The following is a 19,382-nucleotide window of genomic DNA, read 5'->3' on the forward strand; positions in this document are numbered from 1 at the left end:
GTGCATCGGCTGCTTCATTGGCGGTGCATCCGCAAGCTATTTTGTGATGCTAGTGCGATGCAACGAGAGATCCAGCCAAAGGCCCCAGTCAGCACCGGGGCCGTCGGAGGTGGGGTTGGTCTGCAATTTTAGCTGCGCAATGTCGTCGACCGTGATTTGAAAAGTCTCAGTCTGCCCCGCCGAAATGACCTTGGATCTCCAAAGCGATTTTTCATCACCAACGATCTCGAATTGAACCGTTCCATTGTGCCCTGCTGCGAGCCCGACGGTCCCTTTCAAAGTTTTCCATTGGTTGCCTAGGTCGTAAAGGTGCGTGGATGGTGCATGAGCATAAATGCCGGTTGCGAAAATTTCGCCGGCCGATTCCAAGAGCAGCGATGCATCAGGAACTCGGTTGTAGGCGGGCCGCCCCCACCCAACGCTAGCGGATTTTGGCGCAAATTGAGTCAGAAACGCGGTGTCCGATTCACCATCGAACTCCGAGGGTGCCAGCGTAGGCAAATTGGTTTCGATCAGATTCTTTGCAATCACTGCAGCTTTGCCCGGGCCCAGGTCGGCTGCCAGTTTCCTTGCCAGGACAACCTTGCCGCCTGACAACGCTTCAACTAGTGGCTGCAACGAAGCACGTATCGCGAATGTGGAAACATCAGGCGTGCCATCGTCAGCGACATCATACGCGTAGCGAAATCGGGTTCGCGACATTTGCTGCGCGGCTGACCCATTGGCGTGCAACGGAAACAGTCGCAATTCGCCTGCTTTTCCTGCGACCAACGCGTCGGAACTGAGACGAAAGCGACCGTCGGCGTCGGGCACCGCGGTCGCGGTCGTCGCGTCATAGTCACTGCCGCCGACGGGATCAAAGTAGGCGACGACGGCGTAAATCGGTGGGCTGCCTTGAACCGTCCCGGAAATCTGAATCGCTTTGCCGGCAGTGACGATTGACAGATCGCTGATCGTCGCCTTGGCGGCATCACGCATTCCTTTCACCGAACCAGAGAATTGTGGGTGCGATGCCAGTCGCAATGCGTGCGCGAGTGTCAGAAAACTCCCGCGACCTTCGCCGCGAAGTTCGTCCCCGTAAGTTCGGTTGCCCGATCCCATGAGAGCGGTACCGCGTATCTGTTCGTCGGGTCGCTGTCGGCAATGTGGCAGCCCCAGAGCGTGACCAAGTTCGTGAGTCACGCCACCAATAAAGATCGAATTGTGTTTTCCAAGAGAGATTCTGCCGTATTGCTGATCGCGAATGATTGGCTCCGTCCGCTTTAGGTTTTCAGAATCCAATTCAGGCGAATCAAGCTGCCATGCCGTCCCGCTCCGAAAGGAACCACTGGCGTAGTACGGCGATTGATGAGCAAACTGCAATTTCTCTGGATCCCAAGTCGCCAAATTGCACATGATCACGATGGTTTCGTTTTTGGCATCGATACCAGCCTGCTGCAAAACGGGCAGACATTCACGGCGGATTTCGTTGCCCGACGGCATTCCATAGTGTTCCGTCGCGTGCGCCCCACGAACACGATGAATCACCAACTGATTGGCTTCGTCCAACTGCAAGCCAATCGTGTGTTCGGCAAATCCAAAGCGTTTCATTTCACGTCGATAAAAACTCTGAATGTGCTTCATGATCCGCGTCAGCCGAGCTTGATCGTCTTTGGGAAATTCACGATCCGATGGCGTCCAGCAAACCATATGCAGGTACCGTTTTTCTAGCTCCGGTTGTTCGCCTTGATATTGCTCCAGCAACGATCGGGCAACTGCTGCTTTTTGCAACTCGACATCCGCTTCGTCCGCAGAAGCCGGATGCGATGCAGCGACAAGTAGCGAAAGGCAAAGCAGATTCGAGAACAGGACAAACTTTTTCATAGGAAATTTCGTGGACAAAGTCGGCGACAAAGTGGCGGGCCGAGGAGAACGCGGAAAACTGACCGACCGGGCGATTGTACTGGAGTGAACCCGCGCCGTAGACGCAGCGATCCATTTTCGACACCGCAGCTGGTTTTGCGTCACCGAACGAAGCTGGTAGATTGAGCACGGCAAATGCAAACCTCGGTGATTTAGGGTCGGTGAGTCAGCGACCGGTCAAACAGAAATTTCAGGAATCCAACAAGTCAGTGCCTATTCAACTTCAATGCACCTCGGTCGTCATCCGCAATGAAGCACTGGATCGGTGCTTGGATGGTGGTGCTGCCAATTTTGGTTCCATCGCGCCCAATGCGATGAGCTACGGCGATGATCGTCTTTCGCAAGCCAGTTTTATGTCGTCCGAAGACGCCGAGCAGTTTGCCAAGGACCTGGAACTGCGAGGAATTCATCGCAAGCCAGAGAACCCGGAATTTGTGATTGTCGCAGAGCAGGATCGTTCGATAACGCCCGAGTGTGACTGGCTGGTACTCTTTGATTTTGAGGATCGATTTATCGCGACGATAGCCGGATCGGAATCTCTGACGGTGATCGCGCCAGCGGACGACCAGCTCAAGGACAAAGATTCGATTCGGCACCATACGGCCGAAGAGATCGAGCGTGATTTTGAATTTGTCAGTCGCGAAGACGGCATTGATTGTTACCGTGAGAAATCCACCGGGCAGCTGGTCTACCATGCTCGGAAAACCGAGACGGACGACGAACTCTTTCGTGCAGCGTTTGATGTCGTTTGGAAACACCACCGCGATCCGGGGCAACGCCCCGTCGACGAAGATTTGCAAACGGAGGTACGCGAGGCGATCGAGACGCTGCAAGGTGTTTTGAGTCGAAACCCCGAAGCCTACAACGTTGCCTTGGGTCTGGGGATGGCTTGGTTTTCGATCGGGGCAACTGATCGTGCGAGAACCTCCCTTGCGCGCGCCGGCGAATTGGCTCCCGAGAATACAATGGTTCTGAAAGAATGGGCCGGCGTGTGTTTGGCTGACAAAGACCACACGGCCGCGGTGGAAATTGGACGACGGGCTGTTGCGGCGGAACCAGATTCGGCTGAATTGCTGGGCAATCTGGCGGTCGCGCAATTACTCGCCGTTTCCATCGACGACGCGAAGGGCACGATTCAGCATGCACTGACGTTGGATCCCAACGATCAAGTCAACCAACGCATTGAACAGATCGTCCAGGACGTTGATAGTGGGAAGCGACCACAACCGGCGACGTTAGCTGAGATGATGGCACCGCCAAAGTGAAAACGGAACGACGTCTTCTACGCGTCGCCTTGGTTTAATGGGTCGATCCAATCCCAGCTCATCGACGCTCGATGGGGATCCGTTTCGCAGTTCGCCCGCGACTCGGGAGCTGTTCGATTCAGCAGGGAACCGATGCGACAGGCGTATTTGATTCCTTGCTGCACCGCGCCTTCGACGAGCCCACCATTTTCGAGTGCCGTTTCGGAAACAATGAAATCGATCGATTCACCCCACGGCGGCGTAGTTGGGATCTGCACGCCGAACTGGGGATGGTGATCAGGAGCGCGCTGGTCATCCACGGTCGCCGTGTACGGTTCACAACTCCAATCCATCAAATGCATATTGGTCGGATGGGCTGCATCATCGCCGAACAGTTCAACGAGCTGGAGCTTTACCGCAGCGATCAGTTTTTCGCGAGTCATCGCTTGTCGTTTTTCGGCGTCCAGTCCAACGAAACCCATCAATGCGAACGGAGCTTGCTGATGTGTGGTCGCGTCGTGGATTTCCGCCAACGGTCCGCGGCGGCTGAAGACATCACCGGAAAGATTCTGTTGTCGCCAAAAGGGCCGATCGTAAAACGCGAATACTTTGGCTTGGCCTGCCATCCACGTCGGCGTTGACTTCATTTTTTGGACCGAGTTGGCTTCGAACGGCGGAGTGAATTGGATTTGTGCTGCCAAACGCAAAGGCAGTGCCAGTGCGACGTGGCTTGAGAAAAACGAATGACCGTTGGAGCAATGCGTAGACACGCCAGCCGAAGTCGACTGCAGCGACTGCACGACGTGGTTGCAATGAATGCACTGTTCGGGCAGCTCGGACCGCAAGGCATCACAAATCGCCGATATCCCACCTTCCACTCGGAGCGCATCGGCCATCGGCTTCAGAACGGAGTCTCGCCGAATGGAACCGTCGGCCATCTGATGCAACAGATCTCCTTCGCACACCTGCTGGTAGGTGGTCAGACCAAATTCGTCCAAGAGTCCTGCGACGTAAGATTGGCCGTTCCAAATCCAGGAGGGCCCACAATCAAACCGTGCGTCCCCTACGGCGTACCCAACAACGCGTCCGCCCACCCGATCACGAGCTTCCAGCAAGCACACGTCGACGCCCAAACGATGCAGTTGCCAAGCTGCGGCAAGGCCGCTCAGTCCGGCGCCGATGACAGTTACTGTTTGCGTCATGTGTTTCTTTTCAAGTTTGATTCGCAACTTTCACTGTCAATGGTAACATGCAATCTGAACGCTGGCCCAAACGTGAAACGCAGGATTCAAACGCTTCAAAAATGGCCGAAGACTTGAACCATGTTTCATACAACGCCCTCTGAATCACAGTTCAAAAAACGCCCCTACGTCCAACCGATTTGGACTGATGAAGTTTGCGAGTATTCAAATGACAAGAAAACTACTGACGCTGTTTTTCTTTACACTCTGCTGCTCCGCGATGGCTGCGGAACCGCAAAAGCCCAATATCATCTACTTGATGCTGGACGAGTGGGGATACTTTGAATCGGGGCACATGGGTAACCGTGATTTGGTCACGCCCAACATCGATCAATTTGCCAAAGAAGGAATGCGTTTTACCAATGCGTTGGCCGGTGCACCGGTTTGCGGACCGACTCGCTGTGTTTTGATGACCGGGCTTCATTCCGGGCATACGTCGATGCGAATCAACGATGGTTTTTCGCCCATCCGTGAAGACGAACCGACGCTGGCCAGCATGTTGAAGAGCCAAGGTTACGCAACAGGTGGGTTCGGCAAATGGGGCATCGGCGGGCGAGGCACATCAGGAGTGCCGGAGAAACACGGCTTCGACGATTTTTTTGGTTACTACGACCAAGTCCACGCGCACACCTTTTATCCCAAGTACTTGGTTCGCAATAGCGAAGAAGTGCCGCTGCGGGGCAATGCCGGAGAGAGTTTCTACGAAGGTGAAACGCACGCGCAAATTGAGATATTTAGAGAGTCGATGAAGTTCATTCGCAAGAACAAAGACAAACCGTTCTTTTGCTATTTGCCGTGGACGCCACCGCACGGACTGTGGGGAATTGACCAGGACGATCCGTCTTGGTTGCTTTTCAAAGACAAGCCTTGGACCGCAGGACAGCAAACCGAAAACGATGCCAAAGTCTACGCAGCGTTCCTGCATATGATCGATCGTCAGCTTGGGCAGATGATCGCACAGCTCAAGGAATTGGGCCTGGACGACAACACTGTGTTCATCGTTTGCGGCGACAACGGCGGGCAAGATTATTTCAAATCAGACGAGCGTCCAGACGGTTTCTTTGCCCCCAATTTGAATCCAACGACGGGCGAACGGTTTCGAGCTGGAAAGGGCTCGCTCTACGAAGGCGGACTCAAAGTGCCTTACCTAGTGCGTTGGCCCAACCGGATCGCAGCGGGCTCGGTTTCGGATCACGTCCTTTGTTTTCAAGATGTGATGCGGACGCTGGCGGATCTGACGCAAGCGGAATGTCCGCCGACGGACGGCCTGTCGTTTGCACCGACTTTGTTGGGCCAATCGGGGCAGCCGACGCATTCGCATCTGTACTGGGAATACATGGGCCAAACTGCCGTGCGAATGGACAACTGGAAAGCCTACAAGGGGAAAAAAGGGGACTGGGAGCTCTATGACTTGTCCAAGGATGTTCAAGAAAAGACCAACAGGGCTGCGGATCATCCCGACATTTTGAAACAGCTGGTCGCGTACGCTTCCGAAGCACATGAACCATTGCGACCGGGCATAGTTTTCAACCGCGAGTTAGCCGCGAAAGACCACCGGCAGGCACCTCACCGGAGCATTCGAAAGAAGAACAGCAAGAAATAGGCTTCCCATCTGATCCGCTTTTTACGAAGGCCACTAAAGATGATCCGATACGCTCTGCCGTTGCCAACCGATTGCAAGAGCAGTCGTTCCCAAACGAGAATCAGACGTGTCTTTGTCGCGCGACCAGGAACACGCTGGGGACCTCTTGTGTGTGCTGTCTTGTTCTGGGCTGGTGTACTTCCGCCAGCAGCCGCCGACGACGTGGACTACGAAGTTGCATTTTCGACTTTCCTAGGCGGGTCCCAGTGGGAGCATGCACGGGACGTATTCGTTGACGCAAATGGGAACATCTATCTGGTTGGCGGCACCAAATCGGATAATTTCCCCACCACGTCCGGAGCGTTTCAACGTCAGCAGGACAGAACAGGCCAGCAGGTGGGAAGCGGCGGATACTGTGATGCGTTTGTGTGTAAGTTTGATTCCCTTGGTCAGCTGCAGTGGTCAACGTTGTTGGGCGGACCGAATTACGACCGGGCATACGCGGTGGAAGTTGACGCGGCGGGTTATGTTTACGTCAGTGGGCGTAGCGGCCCTGGCTTTCCCACAACGGCGGGATCATTTCAGACAAAGTTCCGAGGGACCGACAACGGCATCTACGGAATGCAAAACGGTTTTGTTGCCAAGCTGAATCCGGATGGATCTAGCGTGCAGTGGGCAGCCCACGTCGGCGTTGGGCAGTTGTGCCGCGAACTGTCCATTAACGCCGATGGGGAAGTTTTTGTTGCGTTGCACTACACCGGCAAAGGCGATCTGCCACCAAGTCAATGGTTTGCCAACGCCTTCCAACCTCGACCAGCTGGCGGCGTTGAAATTGGCGCGATGAAAATCACTGCCGACGGAACGAGCGTCCAATGGGCTACGTGGCTGGGCGGATCGGCGGATGAAGTTCCCAACTGCGGCATTCGGCTAGGTGCAGACCAAAGTGTTTTTCTAAACTTCACGACCAGTTCTGACGATGTCCCGACGACAGCCAACGCCCACGACAACTCCTACAACGGAAAGCAAGATGCATTCATCGCTCGATTGTCGCCCGACGGTGCCAAGCTGATGATGGGGACCTACTTTGGTGGTGTCGAAAACGAAGGCGGCAACAGTACTCATAGCATGGCAGTCGACATCCACAACAACGCCTACTTGGTAACGCAGACCAAGGGCAAGGACATGCCGGTGACGACCGGAGCGATGCAATCATCCCTTTCCGGATCCGCTGGCGATATCGTCGCGGCCAAGTTTTCCCCCACCGGCGAACTACTGCATTGCACTTACATCGGAGGCAGCGATCAAGATGGCGCTGACGGAGTCTATGCCAATGAACTGGGAGAAGTATTCTTTACCGGGACCACTGCGTCAGCCGATTTCCCGACGACTGAGACTGCATTTCAGAAAAGCAAATCAGGCAAGAACGATGCCGTCGTTGTGGTGCTCGCGGCTGATTTTAGCGAGCTGAAATTTGGCAGCTTCATGGGCGGCGAGAGTTACGATGACGGTCGCGCTGGCTTCCTAGGCGGCAAGGGAGATTTGTACGTGACCGGTTCGACCAACGGATCTGGCTGGCCCGTGGTAAACGCGTACCAACCGAAGTTTGCAGGCGGGGGCGGCGGAAAAGAACTTTGCTACGAAGGCGGATGTTTTGCCGGCGACGTCGTGCTGACAAAACTTGCCAAGAAACCGTCACGCTGACACCAAGCCACTGAACAATCGCGAAGCCAACGATCAGTTCGCAGCGGATTCGTTTGCCATTATCGTCCTCGCCAAGCGACTTGCTTTCCACGCAAATGATTGGCCAAGGCGATCCATTGCAGCAGGACAAACAGCGGCATGGCGATGCAGTGAGTCGCAGCGCCCAACCAAGATTGACGAAATTGGACTGCCGCCAGAAACCGTGGCACGTGGGCGACTAGCAACGCGACAAGCGAAACGGCAATTGCAAGCTGATTACCGATCGCGATCGCCCAAACAGCCGCTGCGAGCGGTGCGAAACTGGATCCCAAAAGCAAGACAGTAAACGGCACGATCCTGGCCGGGTGGGCGATTCCTTCGACCGCGTTTTTCAAGACTCCATTGATGACTTCGCTCGTGCTGGTGTACATGCGACAGTCGGCCAAGTCAGTTCCATCGACGACATCGGTTGATAAATTGGCACGCCTAAAAATCTTAGGAAGTTTCAAGCCGTCGTGACGCGAAGCTGCGATGGCGCGGTGGGTTCCGGCGATTTGGTAGTCGGCCTGCGTGGTTAGGAAACACTGACCGCATCCAGCTGAATATGCAGGGTGAGTGCTGGACTGCATTCTTGCAAATGGCAGGTAGCCCAACAAAATGAAGTGCATCAACGGAATCATCGCCTGCTCGGCAAACGTCCCCGTGACTTGGTGTGGAAACTGGCTGATCAGAGAAACCCCGCGACGCTGTTTTTCGTCGATCATGATTTGCAAAGCCTGCGGGCGCAGGCGAACATCAGCATCCAAAAAAACGATGCAATCATGCGAAGCAGCGGCTGCCAACTGATAGCACGCAAATTGCTTGCCGTTCCACGATGCCGGCAGCTCTTCGCCGGCTACGTAACGAACACGATCATCCTGAGCATCCAAGTCTTGCACGATCGCGGCAGTCTGGTCGCTCGAATGATCATCCAGCACAATGACTTCGACGTCGACTTGCTCGCTATTCAAAGCGGACCGAATGCACGCAGCGATCCCTTCAGCTTCGTCGCGAGCCGGGATCAACACCGAAACAGAACCTCGGCTGGCGGTCTGACCGACGGTCGTTTCCCGATCTGCGTCGCAGCAATCAATGCGAAATAGCGGCAGATTGCGTACAAACATGACGGCGGGGACCGTCGCCAGGACGAGCGAACAGACAGCGAAAAACAAAATCAAGGTTGGGTGCGCTCCGTCGAATCCGAAAACTGGTCTCCATGCGAAACACGAACCGATCGCCCGCTAGCAAGTGATCTCAATCGGCGCATCGTATCGTAAAAAACGCCGGCACCCTTTTTGCCGTGGAGCAAGTTCTCGAAGGGTTCCGACGAACGAGCGATCGCCATCTGACTGAGCCGGATCTGGGATTCACGCAATCGGCTGCACAAGAGTTCGTTCCAATGTGACTTGGCGTCTTGAGAACTCGACTGCTGCGGGACATCGGCGATACGAATCGGATCACCTTGCTGGACCAAGCACACCGGCAATCGTTCTTCCCAAAACACGTACTCCATCGCCAGCGGCAGCACGCATCCGCTTTGCATTTTTGAACAAACGTGTGCTAGCCCCGGCATCATCGGGGCTTGATGATCGCGTGGGTCAGCGAATCTTCCTTCAGGAGTCAGCCATAGCGCCGTATTGGGTGCGGTCAAAATTCGCTTGCTGACTTTCAGAAATTGGGATGCGCCGGCCATCACTTCGGATTGAACACCAAAGAACCCAAGCTTTGCGAAAACACGGTACTGCGCCAGCGCGTCAGCATCGATCGGCGCATAAAACTGGCGGTTGGGAAACAACTGCCGATTCAGAAAATGAGCCAACAAGGGATCCCACCAACTGGGATGGTTGACGTAAACAATCAGCGGTTCCTGGTCGCTGATGGTCGATTCGGACCGCTGCTCGCGCGTGATCGCCACGGCATGAAAATGACGTCGAAGATAGCCACTTAAAAACCGATGAAATCCATTCTGCAACCAGGATGTCACCGGCGGCGGCGATTGATCGGAGGAGCGTTCGTTCATATCGCGATCACCGGCTCATCGCAGCAGGCGATTTGAGTTTTCCGCTTTTGACGTCGGCATCCAGCGAATCGGCAGCGATCCATCCGCTCATCAACACCATCGGCATTCCCGGCCCTGGATGCGCTGCACCACCAGCAAGGTAGAGTCCGTCGACGTCTTTGCGACGATTGGCCGGCTTGAACGCGCCGGTGAATTTTCCGTGACTGGCCAACCCGTAGATCGCACCATTGAGCACACGGTAACGGTTATGAATTCCTTGCGGCGTCAACGCGGCTTCGTAGACAATGCTGTCGCGGATCCCCTGCATGCCGGCCGTTCGCTCCAGTTTGTCCAGGATCACGTTGCGATAGTCAGGCAGCATGGATTCCCAGTCGTGATCAGGACGCAGATACGGCGTGTGGACCAAAACGTACAGCGCTTCGCCACCCGGCGGTGCGACCTCTGGTTCGCTGATCGATGGCGCACACAAGTAAGCACTTGGGTTGGGCGCTGGTTCTCCCCGTTCATAGATGTACTGAAACTCTTCTTCCGGATCCTTTGAAAAGACAAAATTGTGGTGTAGCAATTGATCGAATTTGCGGTCCAACCCCAAGTACAAAACGACACCGCTGCACGCCGGTTCGTGCTTGTTCTTTTGCGAAAAGCTTTTCGACTGCTTGGTCCCACTTAGCAATTCGGTATAGGTTCGGACCGCATCACAGTTGCTAACCACTGCGTCGCAAGCAATCGTTTCCCCGCTTGCTGTTTGCACTCCGGTCGTGCGGCCGTTGGCGGTATCGATTCGCATCACGTCGGTGCCGGTGCGAATTTGGACTCCCAATTCGGTTGCTAGTATTTCCAACGCCAATGGGACAGAGCGAGTGCCCCCCTTGGGATACCAAATGCCTTCTTCGGTTTGCATGTGCGCGATACCACACAACACGGCGGGCGAAGCGTACGGTGACGAACCCACGTATTGAGTGAAGTGGTCCATCATCTGCGCGACGCGTTTTTCGGGAACATGTGATCGCACGACCGACGCCACGCTGCGCCCCATTCGTAGCGAAAGCACGTCTTTCAAAACCGCAGCCGAAAACGCTCCGCCGACTTCCATGGTGTCGGCCAACCCGCCAACGCTGCGCCAAAAGAAAAAGCGATCCGAAACGCCGTGAAGCTGCTCGCTCATACGAATAAATTTTTCGTACCCTTCGCCAACCGACTGATCGTTGGTGAAGGCCAGCAAGTTGCGTTTCATTGCGTCGACATCGGCAACCAAATCCAGCACCGAATTGTCTGCGCCGCTCGCATCGTCGCCTTCAAAGAAACACCTCCACTGCGGATCCAAATCGATCAGTTCCAAGTAATCGCTCATCTCGCGATCGGCTTCGGCGAACACGCGTTTCAGAATGCTGGGGATCGTTAGAATCGTCGGCCCCATGTCAAACCGGTATCCATCGGATTGCAGCGGGGCCGCTTTTCCGCCAACCCAGTCGTTCTTTTCCAGCAGCGTGACGCGGTGACCGCGAGCAGCCAGGACACAGGCCGACGACAAACCAGCTAGCCCGCTGCCGACGACAATGACGTGAAGAGAAGAAGAGTTGGGCATGATCGGCTACTTTTGAAAATCGGCGTTTGAACGTCCGTATGTGACGTGATGGCTATTTTTTGACGCTACGCATGATGTCTCGCAACCCACGCAATCGTGCGCCCCATTTAGGAGCGTGCAGCATCGTCAAGATTCCTGAAACAAGTTTCTGTTGTGATTCTGTTGGACGATCAAGGTGAGGAGTGAAGGAGCCACGTCGCTGGCTAATCACAAGAGGCGTTGTCATCGCCAGCAATCCTTCCTGACCGCGAGTCGATCCCAAACCACTTTGCCCGCGTCCACCGAACGGTAACCGCGGATCCGCCGTGGGCGCAATCAAATCGTTAACTGTCACGTTGCCGACCTCCAATTGCAGGGCCAACTGCATTGCAATCGCCGGTGGTCCGAACACCGATGCCGCCAAGCGAAGGTCGCAGCGATTGACTGCCGCGACGGCTTGTTCAATGTAGTCGATGCGAACGATGCTGATCACGGGTGCAAAAATGTCAGCGTTGGCGATGTCATCCGTCGACGCAACTCCATCAAGAACGACAGGTCGCATGACTCCCGACTGACGAAGCAGCGCCGCATCAAACGTGCCGTCACCGATCAAGTTGCATGCCCCACCAGCGAGCGCGCGTTCGATACTCTGAGCCGCACTTTCGCGTGCCGAAGGATGCACGACGACGGATTCACGATCCGCCAAGCGGTCGCAGATCGCTTCAATAACCGGGGCGGCCATCGACTGCAGAACAAACAGTCGGCGGGGGCCAATGCAGGTCGCGCCTCCGTTGAAATTCAATCCAAAGTCGATCGACTGGGCGACTAGCTGTAGATCTGCGTCGGGCAATACGATGACTGCGTCGCAGCCGCTGAGTTCCATGATTGACGGCGTAAGCGTTTGCGCAAGTTGGGCCATGACCTTTCGGCCCGTCTGAACGCCACCGGTTAGCACCACCAAATCAACGCCGCTTTCGATGGCTTCCGTCGCGGCAGAAACACTGGAATCCAAAACCGTCAGTTGTTCACGCGAAACACCGGCGCGAAAGAAACACTCTGCCAGTCGCGTCGTCGAAGCTTCGCAACCTGGCGCGGGCTTTAACAAAACACGGTTCCCGGCGACCAAGGCCTGTGCTGTTTGAACTCCGACCAAAAACAGCGGATAATTCCAAGGCCCAAGTATCAAGACGGTACCGTGTGGACGGCGATAAACACGACTGCGCACGCCCCACAGCCAGCTCGGTCGTCCCAGAATCCCGCATGCTCGTGACCTAAGAATCTTGGCGGCGTTCTTATGTAGAAAGTCAAGCGCGGCACAAAGTGGCAACAGTTCGGCGCTAATTGTCTCCAGATCATGCACGCGTTGATCGCTGCGGCACAGATCGACCAGAGTGGAAGAATCCAGCTGAATTTCGTTGGCTGCCCGCCCCATGATTCGGCCGCGGTTTCGGACGGAAAGGCGTGCCCATGAATCGGTCGTTTCCAAAGGCTCTGCAGTCAACTATACAACTCTTGATCGGTTGGTCTCTGGTCGAAGCGTTTCGAAGAACGTTTCCAAACTTCACTTCTCGTTCAAACTTACTACTGCAAGGTTGTCTGTCATGTCGCGAAATCCTGTCTCTCTGCCGGTGATCGATTCGATTGCGGAACGTTGGAGCCCGTATCGTTTTGATCCCAAAGTGATCGAAACCGAAAAGCTACTCGCTTGTTTTGAAGCCGCGCGATGGGCGGCGAGCAGTTTCAATGATCAGCCTTGGTCTTGGATTGTTGCTACGCGACAAGATACCGAAGCTTTCCAAACCATGCTGGGCTGCTTGATGGAATCCAACCAGCCCTGGGCATCGGAGGCCGGTGCCTTGATCTTGACGACGACACGAAGCAAGTTTGCGTATAACGACAAACCCAATCGAGTGGCACTGCACGACCTGGGACAAGCTGCCGCACACCTGGCTCTGCAGGCCAACGCGGTTGGTCTGCAGGTGCACCAAATGGCGGGGGTCAATCTGAGCCGAGTGAAGCAGCAGTATCAGATCCCAGACGATATCGAACCGCAAACCGCGATCGCCATCGGATACGCCGCCGAACAACCTCCGAGTACCGAATTGGCTCAGGAATTAGAAAAGCGTCAGTCGGGACCGCGTAAACGCAAAGAACTGGCCGACCAAGTGTTCAGCGGGCAGTGGGGACGATCGGCAGGCTTTGTCGATTAGCGAGTGTCTGTCGCGTCGCGGATAATGTAAAACCGGGCTTTTTCTCTGCGGCCGAGTAACAAATCTGGCTCCGCGATCCCAAACAAATACAATAAGTGATGCGGCAACAGCTTTCTGGGTGATTGAGAAAAGATCCCGTGTTGAAAAAGTTCAACCGGTCGGTTTTCATTGCGGTGCGGTTCAATTAATTCAGACGGCAATCTACCCCGTTTGGTGAGCCTCTGAATCGGATGGAATGCGAACACGCCGTGGCCGCATCTCGCTATGATACTGCTCTGCACAGATACTGCTCTGCACAAAACAACGGCGAAACTGACATCTCGCTTTAAAAAACTGCCTGCTGGAACTTGAAGTAGTTCCAACAGCGTATTAATCGCTTACTTCAAGAGAGAGTCCCGTTTGGTGTCGGACGACTTTAGCTCTGGATTGCATTTTTCGGATCGAACCGATGTTGGCATGCGCCGTGCCAACAATCAGGATTCGTACGCTTCGATTCCGGCCAAAAATCGCGAGCGGTTCTGGCAGCGAGGGCACCTGTTTGTCGTTGCCGATGGCATGGGAGCCCACGCCGCGGGCGAACTGGCTAGCAAGATTGCGACCGAACAGATCGCTCAGCACTACTTGCATGTGACCAGCCAGGAACCGATCGAAGCACTGCGGTCGGCCTTGGTCGAAGCCAACGCGGAGATCTATCAGCGCGGACAGCAGAATCCTGAATTTCACAACATGGGCACGACTGCCAGTTCGCTGGCAATTTTGCCACAGGGCGCGATCGTCGCTCATGTGGGCGATTCGCGAATCTACCGCTTGCGTGATGGCGTATTCGAACAGCTGACATTTGACCATTCGCTGGTTTGGGAAATGGAAGCCAGCGGGCAGGTCAATCCGAATAGCGAATTGGGACAATCAATTCCCAAGAACGTGATCACACGTTCGCTGGGGCCCAATTCCGAAGTCGTCGTCGATGTCGAAGGGCCCTTCAAAGCGGAAATCGGCGATCGATTCTTGCTTTGCTCCGATGGGCTTTCGGGTGAAGTCGAAGATGCCGAAATGGGTACTTTGGTCGATTGCCTGCCAGAAGATTTGGCAACGCGTGTGCTGATCGACTTGGCTAATCTGCGCGGGGGCCCAGATAATTCGACCGTCATCATCGTTCGCGTCGAAGATGGCCCCGAAGTCAATCCGGGCAACAAGCAAACGTCACCCAAGACAAATTCCAAGCGAGCGTTTCCGGTTTTTTCCGCGCTCGCTGCGCTGACCGGAGCATTGCTTGCAATCACCGTCCTGCTCGCCGTGCTCGGTTTCACCGGCGTATCCGCCGCGTGGGGGCCCATGGTGATGACGCTGGTCCTTGGATTGGTGTCGGCGGGTTTCTGTGGCGCTCTGTACCAAAAGGAAAGTGCGCTGGGTGCCAACCGACCTTTGCCGAAAATCTCCGGTGGCAAAGCGCCGTACCGACGATACAGCGCCGCTCCCACAAAAGAGCTCTACGAAAAGCTGGGTGGAACGGTCGAAGAATTGCGGCAGGCCGCGAATCGCAACAACTGGATGATGGAGTGGGACAAGGTCAACGATTTGCAGGCAAATGGTTCCGCGGCACTAAAGTCCAAAAAGCCCAAGGAAGCGATCCGCTTTCAAGCCGAAGCTATCATTGAAACCATGCAGCAGCTTCGCGAGCAGCACAATCGAGCGGCCAACGAAACGGCGATCGATTACTAGCAAAAACGGGCGTTTCAGATTGTTTAAGTGATTTGTAGCTCTTTCAGTGCCTACGGTTGGTTTGCTACAGAGACATCAGTCGATAAGACCGATAGATGCCTCGCTCGACTTTGCGTTGAGCTATCCACCCGTTTCCCACCCGTGTTTGCTGTCGCTGTATGCCCAGCCGTCTGACGCGCTACATGCTGGCGGAGATCCTTAAGATCTTCGTCGTTGCGCTGATTGCCCTCACAATGATGATCTTGCTGATCGGAGTTGGACGGACGCTACTGCGCGAAGGGCTGGGGCCGCTGGCGATTCTAAAACTGCTGCCTTTCTTGTTGCCGATCGCTCTGCAACATGCGTTTCCGGCGACGGCCCTGTTTGCCGTGTCCTGCGTTTTTGGACGCATGGCCGCGGACGGCGAAGTTTCCACGGTCAAAGCGACTGGCGTGTCACCGCTACGACTGCTGCAGACTCCGTTTATATTTGCGTTGCTACTAAGCCCTGGTGCCGTGTGGCTCTCGGACATCGCCGTTTCTTGGGGGCAGCCTGGCGTCAACCGCGTGGTGATGCTGTCGATCGAAGACATCGTCTACCGAAAACTGGGTGCCGATTGTTCGTACACGGATCACGGTTTTTCGATTCATGTCCGCGAAGTCAACGGACGCGATCTGATGAGCCCGATGGTGACGGTTCACAACGGTGGCGACAAAGGCCCCGTAAAACTATCCGCCAAAAAAGGCAGCCTGTCGCTGGATCCTCAGTCGCACATGCTGCTGCTGAAGTTGACCGATAGCGAAATCTCAGGCGGAACTTCGCTGCAGGGTTACTTGCCCGGCGAAGATGTGTTTCAGATTCCATTGTCCAAAACGATGGAACAAAAATCGACCGAAACACAGCGACCACGCGAACTACCGCTGCGAATGATCCGCCGCGAACGACTGAAACAAGACGAACGCACGCACGCGGCGGTCGGTGAACTGGCCGCACAAACTGGATTCGCAATCCTGACAGCGCGTCACGACGAAATCGCTGGAGCCGAAGGACGCTCGGTCATGGTTTCGCTGGAAGCGAGCAAGAAGCGACTGCTTCGACTTCAGATCGAACCCTGGCGTCGGTGGGCAGAAGGATTCAGCTGTTTCTTCTTTGTGCTGATCGGTGCCCCACTGGCCGTGATCGTCAAATCAAGCGACTACTGGACGACGTTTGGAATGTGCTTTTTGCCGATCCTGTTGCTCTACTACCCGCTTTTCATTTTTGGTTTGGAGCAAGCTAAGGACGGAGTGATCCCGCCTTACGGCGTTTGGATCGGCAACATCGCGCTCGGTGGTATCGGCATGATGCTAATCGCACGCGTCCGACGGTATTAGAATCCCCGATCAGCCAACTCGGCGAACAGGGTACTCCGCAGGCCCATTGCCGAAATGAGTGACACCGCCGTGCCCCAAACGCTCAACCTGCTCGCGATCGAACCCTATTACGGTGGTAGCCACCGGGCGTTTCTCAATTCCGTCGAAACGCATTCGCGACATCGCTGGACGCTGCTGACGGGTGCTCCCCGGCATTGGAAATGGAGGATGCGTTCGTCCGCCCTGGAGCTCGCGATAAGTGCTTCCGGTATCGATCCGCAAACACCTGACCTGCACTCGTCAAATCAAGCGGCCACTTTTGATGCAATTGTCTGTAGCGACATGCTGGACTTGCCGGCATGGCTAGGGCTGCTCTCGCGACATGCCACGCCGCAGGCAAAGTCGCTGCTGAAGCTGCCGATCGCGACGTACTTTCACGAGAGCCAGTGGGACTATCCCGTCGCACCCACTGCCCGCGTGGATCATCACTACGGATACACGAATTTGTTGACCGCGGTCGCGTCGGATGCCTGCTGGTTCAACTCGTCCTTTCACCGCGAATCGTTTTTGCGATCGTGCCGGAGATTCATTCGCAAAATGCCCGATGCGCGCAACGCACATCAATTGGACAGATTGTCCGACAAGTCGAAGGTGCTACCGCCTGGTTTCCAATCGATGCCCCCCGATCAGTCGGCGCGCACCAATCAGACCACGTCCCCTGAAATCACAACTCTGCCGACTTCGCCCCCAACTGTGCCGGTGCGTTCACCGAGCACAGCCATACGTATCGGCTGGGTTTCGCGATGGGAACATGACAAACGCCCGGATCGATTTGCGGACTTGCTGCATCGGCTCGCCGATCGCGAGCTTGATTTTCAGCTGGTACTACTGGGCGATCGGCAGGGTGACGAACCAGCGCTGAAAGAGATTCAGGACCGTTATGCCGCGCGCATCCTAACGAACGAATTTGCTCCTTCACGCAATGCGTATCTGCAAGCTCTGCAGACAATCGACGTCGTCGTTTCGACGGCCGACCATGAGTTCTTTGGCATCGGGGTCTGCGAAGCCATCGATGCGGGGGCAGCCCCGGTGCTGCCCGATCGTTTGAGCTATCCGGAGCTAGTGCCCAACAATCGGCGTTACGCAGCGGTCGATGAAGCCGTCGACCTTGTCTTGACACTGTGCGATGTTGAACAACGACAACGAGCGGTTGCAACGGCGCGGGATTCGATTCAACGGTTCGAATCTCGCACTTGCATCGCCAACCTGGACAATGCGATCGACGACTTGGTTAACCGCCAGGGTTAATCAATTTTCGTCGTCAAACTCGCCTGCGAAAATGTCTTCCCCGACAATGGTTTGCAAAATGATCGGACAGCCTTCTTCCAACATGTCCAACACTTCGTCAAAACCTTCTTCTTCACCGTAGTAAGGGTCCGGCACGTCGTTTGGCCAATTGTCATCCAGGTAATCGCTAAAGATCCGGATGTGAGTGTTTGGCGTGTCTGCCAACAGCTGCAAGGCTTCGTAGTTCTGCTGGTCCATTGCCAACACCAAGTCGTAGACGCCTGGCTGAAGCTCCGTTGGCGTGACATGACGGCCGATACTGTGCAGTTCGTAGCCACGTGCTTCGGCCGCTGCTCGCATTCGCGCGTCGGCACGTTCGCCCACGTGATAGTCGTGCGTACCAGCCGAATCGACTTCGACATTGGCTCCAAACTCTTCGGCAAATCGATGCATCACGGCTTCCGCCGCAGGCGACCGACAGATATTGCCCATGCAAACAAATAGAACGCGTTTTGTCATCAGATCGTAAGTGGAAAAAGTGGGCGTAGAGGGGGCGGCAAACGGAATCGCGGATGGTTGCTCGAACCCAATCTCGCAGAGTTGATTTTCAATTTTGAACGCCAGCAGCGATGGCTCGTCAAAATTGCACGCTGGGACCGCGAATGAACTGTAACACGTTGTACGCCATCCATCGAATTTCGTCACTCAGGCCACGGCCAGCATCAACCGTCGATCATAAAATCGCGTCGAACGAGGGCACGATTCTGGACCGGGTCGGACAAGGGCCCCCGGGGCGTGAGCGAGAAAATCGTTGTCTGAAACGACTGGCATTGACCTCCGACGGCTCGGCCAAATTCCCATCGAAAACCTATGGCAAAGCGAGACGGCTGACTTGCCGATCTCAGACGTCCGATTTGCCTCAGTAATGGCAGGACAGTCATTGACCGAAAGTGACCGACAAACTAATCTAGTTAGCCTCACAGAGGGAACAACCGACCACCTGCCCAGGTGTTCACGGCGTTTTTCAACCGTTTCAGACGGATATCGCAGAATAGAGCGAGAATCCGCTTATTGCTGCCAATTGAACCTCGAACGAAGTTGACAAATCGCCAAGAAATTCCTTGTCGAAGCCAGATACAAGGGGTAACATCTCTCCCTCTAGGAGTCTTATGGGCCATTAGGAGGACCTCATGCCATCAAATGCAACTATCAGGTTTAGCCAGTCTTGTCCGACGTGCGGTCGGAGGATTCAGGTGCGCGCCTCGATGCTGGGCAGTACTGTCGCCTGCCAACACTGCCAAGCAGAGTTCATCGCCAATGGCATGGAAGGCGAGAAAAGCCAAGTCGACGAAAACTGCCGTCTGATGGCTCGCGTCGAAAAGGCTCTGCAGAAAAGCTCCGCCCAAAGTGCCAGCACTACGATCGCGTGACCAGCGACGAAGGAACCAGCCAGCGGGACTCCGAGGCATCGGCACGGCGTCAGCTTGCTGCTGACCCAAGTTGCTGCTCACTCAAGCCAGTTCATCCGGCAGGAGATTCCGCTCATTCGGCAGGAGATTCCGC

Annotated in this window: 15 protein-coding genes; 8 read left to right on the forward strand and 7 right to left on the reverse strand. The window is 55.3% G+C overall.

Features of this window, described 5'->3' with window-relative positions; translation table 11 throughout:
• Nucleotides 1–36 precede the first annotated feature (36 nt).
• A complete protein-coding gene (locus K239x_RS17800; protein WP_145419561.1) occupies nt 37–1,863 on the reverse strand; it encodes an NPCBM/NEW2 domain-containing protein in 1,827 nt (608 codons plus the stop codon).
• Nucleotides 1,864–2,111: 248 nt separating this feature from the next.
• Between K239x_RS17800 and K239x_RS17805 the strand changes: the two genes are divergently transcribed.
• The gene (locus tag K239x_RS17805) at nt 2,112–3,167 is read left to right on the forward strand and encodes a tetratricopeptide repeat protein (protein ID WP_145419562.1); all 1,056 of its coding nucleotides are present in this window, start codon (nt 2,112–2,114) and stop codon (nt 3,165–3,167) included.
• 17 nt (nt 3,168–3,184) lie between these two features.
• Here the strand turns inward: K239x_RS17805 and K239x_RS17810 are convergent, their stop codons facing one another.
• The gene (locus K239x_RS17810) at nt 3,185–4,375 is read right to left on the reverse strand and encodes a flavin monoamine oxidase family protein (RefSeq protein ID WP_419189107.1); all 1,191 of its coding nucleotides are present in this window, start codon (nt 4,373–4,375) and stop codon (nt 3,185–3,187) included.
• A gap of 181 nt (nt 4,376–4,556) precedes the next feature.
• On the opposite strand from K239x_RS17810, the gene K239x_RS17815 reads away from it, so the two are divergent.
• Nucleotides 4,557–5,990, forward strand: a complete 1,434-nt coding sequence (locus K239x_RS17815; protein WP_419189108.1) for an arylsulfatase — start codon at nt 4,557–4,559, stop codon at nt 5,988–5,990.
• Between the two features lie 39 nt (nt 5,991–6,029).
• The gene (locus K239x_RS17820) at nt 6,030–7,670 is read left to right on the forward strand and encodes an SBBP repeat-containing protein (protein ID WP_145419565.1); all 1,641 of its coding nucleotides are present in this window, start codon (nt 6,030–6,032) and stop codon (nt 7,668–7,670) included.
• A 59-nt stretch (nt 7,671–7,729) separates the two neighbouring features.
• Here K239x_RS17820 and K239x_RS17825 read toward each other — a convergent pair whose 3' ends face one another.
• Genes K239x_RS17825 through K239x_RS17840 form a run of 4 tightly spaced genes read right to left on the reverse strand, consistent with a single transcriptional unit; the run spans nt 7,730 to nt 12,773 of the window.
• Nucleotides 7,730–8,866, reverse strand: a complete 1,137-nt coding sequence (locus K239x_RS17825) for a glycosyltransferase family 2 protein (RefSeq protein WP_419189109.1) — start codon at nt 8,864–8,866, stop codon at nt 7,730–7,732.
• Nucleotides 8,863–9,708, reverse strand: a complete 846-nt coding sequence (locus tag K239x_RS17830) for a lysophospholipid acyltransferase family protein (RefSeq protein WP_145419566.1) — start codon at nt 9,706–9,708, stop codon at nt 8,863–8,865. Before K239x_RS17830 ends, K239x_RS17825 begins: the two co-directional genes overlap by 4 nt.
• A gap of 7 nt (nt 9,709–9,715) precedes the next feature.
• Nucleotides 9,716–11,293: a phytoene desaturase family protein gene (locus K239x_RS17835; protein WP_145419567.1), complete on the reverse strand. Its 1,578-nt coding sequence runs from the start codon at nt 11,291–11,293 to the stop codon at nt 9,716–9,718.
• A 52-nt stretch (nt 11,294–11,345) separates the two neighbouring features.
• The gene (locus K239x_RS17840) at nt 11,346–12,773 is read right to left on the reverse strand and encodes an aldehyde dehydrogenase family protein (protein ID WP_419189110.1); all 1,428 of its coding nucleotides are present in this window, start codon (nt 12,771–12,773) and stop codon (nt 11,346–11,348) included.
• Nucleotides 12,774–12,873: 100 nt separating this feature from the next.
• Here K239x_RS17840 and K239x_RS17845 point away from each other — a divergent pair, with 100 nt between their 5' ends.
• From K239x_RS17845 to K239x_RS17860, 4 genes are all read left to right on the forward strand, one after another.
• Nucleotides 12,874–13,482, forward strand: a complete 609-nt coding sequence (locus tag K239x_RS17845; RefSeq protein ID WP_145419568.1) for a nitroreductase family protein — start codon at nt 12,874–12,876, stop codon at nt 13,480–13,482.
• 402 nt (nt 13,483–13,884) lie between these two features.
• Complete coding sequence (locus K239x_RS17850) at nt 13,885–15,201, forward strand: PP2C family protein-serine/threonine phosphatase (RefSeq protein WP_419189111.1); 1,317 nt, start codon at nt 13,885–13,887, stop codon at nt 15,199–15,201.
• A 158-nt stretch (nt 15,202–15,359) separates the two neighbouring features.
• A complete protein-coding gene (locus K239x_RS17855; protein ID WP_145419569.1) occupies nt 15,360–16,553 on the forward strand; it encodes an LptF/LptG family permease in 1,194 nt (397 codons plus the stop codon).
• A 54-nt stretch (nt 16,554–16,607) separates the two neighbouring features.
• Entirely contained in the window at nt 16,608–17,840 is a 1,233-nt protein-coding gene (locus K239x_RS17860; protein ID WP_145419570.1) for a tRNA-queuosine alpha-mannosyltransferase domain-containing protein, read from the forward strand.
• Here K239x_RS17860 and K239x_RS17865 read toward each other — a convergent pair whose 3' ends face one another.
• Nucleotides 17,841–18,338, reverse strand: coding sequence for a low molecular weight protein-tyrosine-phosphatase (locus tag K239x_RS17865; protein WP_419189112.1), 498 nt, complete (start codon nt 18,336–18,338; stop codon nt 17,841–17,843).
• Nucleotides 18,339–19,084: 746 nt separating this feature from the next.
• Here K239x_RS17865 and K239x_RS17870 point away from each other — a divergent pair.
• Nucleotides 19,085–19,249, forward strand: coding sequence for a hypothetical protein (locus tag K239x_RS17870; protein WP_419189113.1), 165 nt, complete (start codon nt 19,085–19,087; stop codon nt 19,247–19,249).
• Nucleotides 19,250–19,382: the final 133 nt, after the last annotated feature.

It is taken from the genome of Stieleria marina (assembly GCA_007741555.1).
Taxonomy (GTDB): domain Bacteria; phylum Planctomycetota; class Planctomycetia; order Pirellulales; family Pirellulaceae; genus K23-9.